The 4,902-nt window shown below is 37.6% G+C and carries 7 protein-coding genes; 3 read left to right on the forward strand and 4 right to left on the reverse strand.

The window, feature by feature from the left end; translation table 11 throughout:
- The first annotated feature begins 184 nt into the window (after window positions 1-184).
- Both Q1A47_RS19910 and Q1A47_RS19915 read left to right on the forward strand, forming a co-directional pair.
- Window positions 185-481 (forward strand): YwdI family protein, encoded by a 297-nt coding sequence (locus Q1A47_RS19910; RefSeq protein WP_026681829.1) that lies wholly within the window; start codon window positions 185-187, stop codon window positions 479-481.
- A 16-nt stretch (window positions 482-497) separates the two neighbouring features.
- On the forward strand, window positions 498-866 hold the full coding sequence (locus Q1A47_RS19915) for a DUF423 domain-containing protein (RefSeq protein ID WP_026681828.1): 369 nt from the start codon (window positions 498-500) through the stop codon (window positions 864-866).
- A 16-nt stretch (window positions 867-882) separates the two neighbouring features.
- Here the strand turns inward: Q1A47_RS19915 and Q1A47_RS19920 are convergent, their stop codons facing one another.
- From Q1A47_RS19920 to hemQ, 4 genes are all read right to left on the reverse strand, one after another.
- Window positions 883-1,134: a hypothetical protein gene (locus Q1A47_RS19920; protein WP_026681827.1), complete on the reverse strand. Its 252-nt coding sequence runs from the start codon at window positions 1,132-1,134 to the stop codon at window positions 883-885.
- 100 nt (window positions 1,135-1,234) lie between these two features.
- A complete protein-coding gene (gerQ, locus tag Q1A47_RS19925) occupies window positions 1,235-1,684 on the reverse strand; it encodes a spore coat protein GerQ (protein ID WP_026681826.1) in 450 nt (149 codons plus the stop codon).
- 35 nt (window positions 1,685-1,719) lie between these two features.
- Window positions 1,720-2,145, reverse strand: coding sequence for a cell wall hydrolase (locus Q1A47_RS19930; protein ID WP_026681825.1), 426 nt, complete (start codon window positions 2,143-2,145; stop codon window positions 1,720-1,722).
- Between the two features lie 290 nt (window positions 2,146-2,435).
- Window positions 2,436-3,182: a hydrogen peroxide-dependent heme synthase gene (gene hemQ / locus Q1A47_RS19935; RefSeq protein WP_026681824.1), complete on the reverse strand. Its 747-nt coding sequence runs from the start codon at window positions 3,180-3,182 to the stop codon at window positions 2,436-2,438.
- 243 nt (window positions 3,183-3,425) lie between these two features.
- Here hemQ and pta point away from each other — a divergent pair, with 243 nt between their 5' ends.
- Complete coding sequence (gene pta / locus Q1A47_RS19940) at window positions 3,426-4,397, forward strand: phosphate acetyltransferase (protein WP_166531036.1); 972 nt, start codon at window positions 3,426-3,428, stop codon at window positions 4,395-4,397.
- The last annotated feature ends 505 nt before the right edge of the window (window positions 4,398-4,902 follow it).

The following is a 4,902-nucleotide window of genomic DNA, read 5'->3' on the forward strand; positions in this document are numbered from 1 at the left end:
ATAATAGCTACTAGAGGAAGCGTAAATCTGAGCATGTAGTGATAAGGAATGAGCGAATTTTGCTCCGTTTTTCTTATTGTTATAGAAAGTGATTTATGAAGAGAGAATGATGCAAATAAACGTTTGTTTTACTGAAGCACAGCTTTTATAATGAAAAGAGGTAGAAAAGAAAGGAGCAAGATAAATGGCAGTGGCAAATACCACAATCATACAAAAAATGATAAATGAACTAAACGAAGCAAAAGATCAAGATAATAACACTGAAGAGTTGGTGAAGCATATTCGTCATGTTCGTTTATTATGTGATTTGTTCCTTGAGGATAGTGCAAAAGATCAAGTTAGGGCTAAGGTTAATGGTATTTCTCCCTTAGAGATGAAGGCGATGCTTGGTGATAATGATGCGAAACTACATAGACCATCAAAACCAAGCTCGGGTAATGAACACGATGAAGCAAATGGGGATTCAATTTTTGATTTTTAATAAAGAGGTGTAAATCGTGAAGCTATTTTTAGTATTAGGCATGATTAATGGGTTTTTAGCAGTAGCGTTGGGAGCGTTTGGTGCCCATGGTTTAGAAGGAAGACTTTCAGAAAAAGCTTTATCTACCTGGGAAAAAGCAGTAAATTATCAAATGTTTCACACTATGGCATTATTAGTAACAGGATTATTAATGATGAAGGCTGATCCTGCTAGTATTATTTGGGCAGGCTGGATGTTCTTTATCGGTATCATTCTGTTTTCGGGAAGTTTGTATATTTATTCGACAACTGCAATTAAAACCTTTGCAATGATCACACCGCTCGGTGGTGTAGCATTTTTGATTGGCTGGGTGCTATTGGGTACATTCGCTGTAAAACATTTATAGCTTTATATACGATAGTTTATAGTTGAAATAGGAAATAGATAGAAAATAATACGATAAGTACTGCACGAGCCACTTGCTTTAATGCTTGAATGGATTTGTATAAGTTCCATTCCATCATTCCATCACATACGAGACTAATGGAAATAAGGAAAAGACAGAAAAGAATTAAGAATAAATAGCCTTTTATAAGTGCAATTAATCCGATTACAGCGGCACAAGCTAATGTAATAAGTTCGACTAATATAAATTTTTCATAAGGATGCTTCATGGAATCCATCCTTTCTGTTTACTGCTAAACATCTAATAGCTAAAGGGATAACACAAAGGAAGTTGTGTCATCCCTTTTCTATTAGATCGTATTTTGATTTTTAACGTGGTGAGTATGAGGTATTTGCATATGGATACGCGTAATTTAGTTCTTCATCAAAGGTTACATAGTCTAAATAAACCATCAGCAAGAGGTAGCGTTTACCCGTTTGCGGATCACTTAGAATAATGTGATCTCTGCCTGCACCTTCAATGATCCCTTTGAAAACTTTTGCATTCCACTGGTCATTATTTTCAAAAGTCATATAAACAGTAGCTTCTTTTCCTCGGTTTAAACGAAGAATATTTTCGATGTATGATTCCTGCATGGGAAGCATTCCCTGATTACTGGTCGTAGGATATGGTTGCTGTGTCTGTTGTTGTGTTGGTGGGTATTGTCTCATATTATAACTTGGATAATAAGCTGGAGATGAAGGTGGATAATAGTAATACGGATAAGGTTGATATCCGTTTCCTGCTTGCTGATTGTTATTTTCCTGGTTTTCACTCATGTAAAACCCTCCTATTAGTAAATATTAATGCCTCACTATCGGAAAACGGAAGGACATTCAGAGGCGGTAGGTGCATAGAAGCAATGAGACTTGAATCTTCCTACATTCCATTGACCATACCATTGAGCAGGACAATCTCCAGCGGGCATAAAGAACCATAACGAATTTGTTGCTGGATGCTGTCGTTCTCCCTGAATGACTCTACGAGCTAACCGTTTATCAGCTTCGCGTGCTCGCTGGTAAAAGTAACCTTTTTGTGTCGCTTCAAACCCACCAGGGCTTTGGAATACCATATCATTAATCGTTCGAATTTCTGTAAAATCAAGACAATTAGAAATGACACGATTAATACCTGTATTACCTACCATAAGCATTCCTAACTCCCCGTCCCCCTCCGCTTCCGCACGCATTAATCTTGCTAACAACGCCACATCATTATCTGTATGTGCGACAAGAGCCATTTGCATTCCTCATTTCTGTCCATTCTGGTTGCATTAGTATATGTATGTGGCAGGCATTGAAAATATGTTATAAAATCAAATGTTACGTTTGCTTTGTTAAAGGAAAAGAACAAAAGCGCAAGTGCCCGATTAGAAACATAGCGACTGAAGCGAGTCAACGGAGATAAAGGAATCACGCTGTGATTACGAGTCGACCCCATATTTACCCATAGGCTTAAATTTTATAATTTCCTAGACTATAAAAAAGATGCCCAATTCATGGACATCTTTTAATTCGCTAAGTAGGAGGCTTATATTTCCAAATATGTTGCTATTGCTTCATTTGGAAGATGGTTTCCTACAAAGAATTCACCAAATTCTCCGTATTTAGAACTTACTTCATCAAAACGCATTTCATAGACAATTTTCTTAAATTGCAATGGGTCATGAGCAAATAAAGTAACTCCCCATTCCCAGTCATCAAGACCAATGGAACCAGTTATAATTTGTGAGACTTTACCCGCATATTTTCTGCCAGTCATGCTATGTTCGTATAACAGTTTACCTCGCACATCTTTTTCAAGCGTGTACCAGTTTTCATCACCATGGCGTCGCCGATCCATCGGATAAAAGCATACATGCTCCCATTTTGGTAAGATTGGTTTTAACCTTGCGGCTATTTCTGGTATTTCTTCCGGATGCTCTTCTTTATACGGTCGGTATTTTGAAAGTTCTACAATCGAAACATAGGAATGAGCAGGTATTAAAAACTCACCCATTTTTGATTTATTCAATTCTGTTTCAATGGTAGCTAATTCATTTGTTGTAGGACGAAGGAACATAAACATAAGATCTGCTTTTTGTCCTACTATATTATAAAGGGCATGACTTCCATCTTTCCCATCTTCAACTTTATCCCATTTAACAAGTAAATGTTGAAGGCTGTCAATTGCTTCCTTACGCTCATCTTCTGTAGCAAGTTTCCAGGAAGTCCAATCTACTGTACGAAAATCATGGAGGCTATACCAGCCGTCCATCGTTTCCACTGCTTCTACCATATTTATCTCTCCTTTAACTATGTGTGTAAGGTTATGACGAGCACCTTTTAATTTATTTACGATCTGTTTTTACTATAGCATAATTTGGGCAGTATATTCATGACGTAAACATATCAATTCGTCATCGTTCGCTATATTGTCATAAGACTGTCAAAAAACGTATAAAGCTAGATAGGAATTGCTTTAATTTATGTAAAAAATCATCTACTATTTAACTATATCCATTTAGGAGGTTTTATAAAAGTGAGTCAATTATTTGAGCAAGTGAAAGAAAAGGTTTCTAACCAAAATAAATCTATCGTGTTTCCAGAAGGGACAGATGAACGTATATTGACAGCAGCTAGTCAGCTGGCAGCAGCTGACATCCTAACACCAATATTAATTGGTGATAAAACGGTTATTAAACAAAAGGGAGAGGACATTGGAGTAGATGTATCTCGTTGTAAATTGATGGAACCAGTTGAATTTCCAGAATTTGATTTGATGGTGGAGACGTTTGTGGAACGTCGTAAAGGTAAAGTTTCCAAAGAGGACGCGGAAAAAATTCTACTAGATGAGAATTACTTTGGGACAATGCTTGTTTACATGAATCAAGCAGATGGACTCGTAAGTGGTGCTGCGCATTCAACTGCCGATACAGTTAGACCTGCATTACAAATTATTAAGACAAAAGCAGGTGTCCAAAAAACATCAGGTGTATTCATTATGGTGCGAGGACAGGAGAAGTATGTATTTGCTGATTGTGCCATTAATATAGCTCCAAATAGTCAAGATCTTGCTGAAATCGCAGTGGAAAGTGCGGTAACTGCAGAATTATTTGGCGTGGAGCCACGTGTAGCTATGCTTAGTTTTTCTACTAAAGGTTCAGCTAAGTCAGAGGAAACGGAAAAAGTTGTTGAAGCTCTAAACATTGCAAAGGAAAAGAATCCTTCCTTAACTATTGATGGAGAGTTTCAATTCGATGCAGCATTCGTTCCAAGTGTAGCAAAGAAAAAAGCACCGAATGCTGAACTTCAGGGTGATGCTAATGTCTTTGTATTTCCAAGTCTTGAAGCTGGAAACATCGGCTATAAGATTGCCCAACGCTTAGGTGAATTTGAAGCAGTTGGTCCGATCTTACAAGGTTTGAACAAACCTGTAAATGATCTGTCACGAGGCTGTAGTGCAGAGGACGTTTATAATTTAGCATTAATTACTGCTGCTCAAGCAGAATAATGAAAGGGATTGTTTCGGAAACCTTTTTAGATGAAAAACTTGAATATACAGACTACGGAAGGAGAAACGGTTTACAGATCCACAGTGAGTGTTATGCTGAGGAGAGGCTGAAATTTGTTTTCCGTGGAAAGAAAGTATATTCCAGTTATCTGCTATGGAGGCTTAGACAAAAGTAATAAAAAACGAAAGATAATTAGTGTAGGTTAATTATCTTTCGTTTTTTTGGTGATCTAGGAAAAAATAAAATTAGCCATGTGGCTAAATAGGGGGCGTGTTGAGCCGCGTTCAGCTCCAGCATCCAGAAAAGAGGCGACTTCACGAATCGCCATACGATAAGTCATCATTGGCTCGCAAGCTCCATGAATCCTTTATCTCCGTTGACTCGCTCCAGTCGCTATGTTTCTAATCGGGCGCTCACGCTTTTGTTCTAAGTTAAGAAAGTATAAAATCAGTGTAATGACTGCGTTAAGCCAAGTAGTATTTTGAAATGTTTGATGTATATTGG

It is taken from the genome of uncultured Virgibacillus sp. (assembly GCF_947495635.1).
Taxonomy (GTDB): Bacteria; Bacillota; Bacilli; order Bacillales; family Amphibacillaceae; genus Virgibacillus; species Virgibacillus salarius.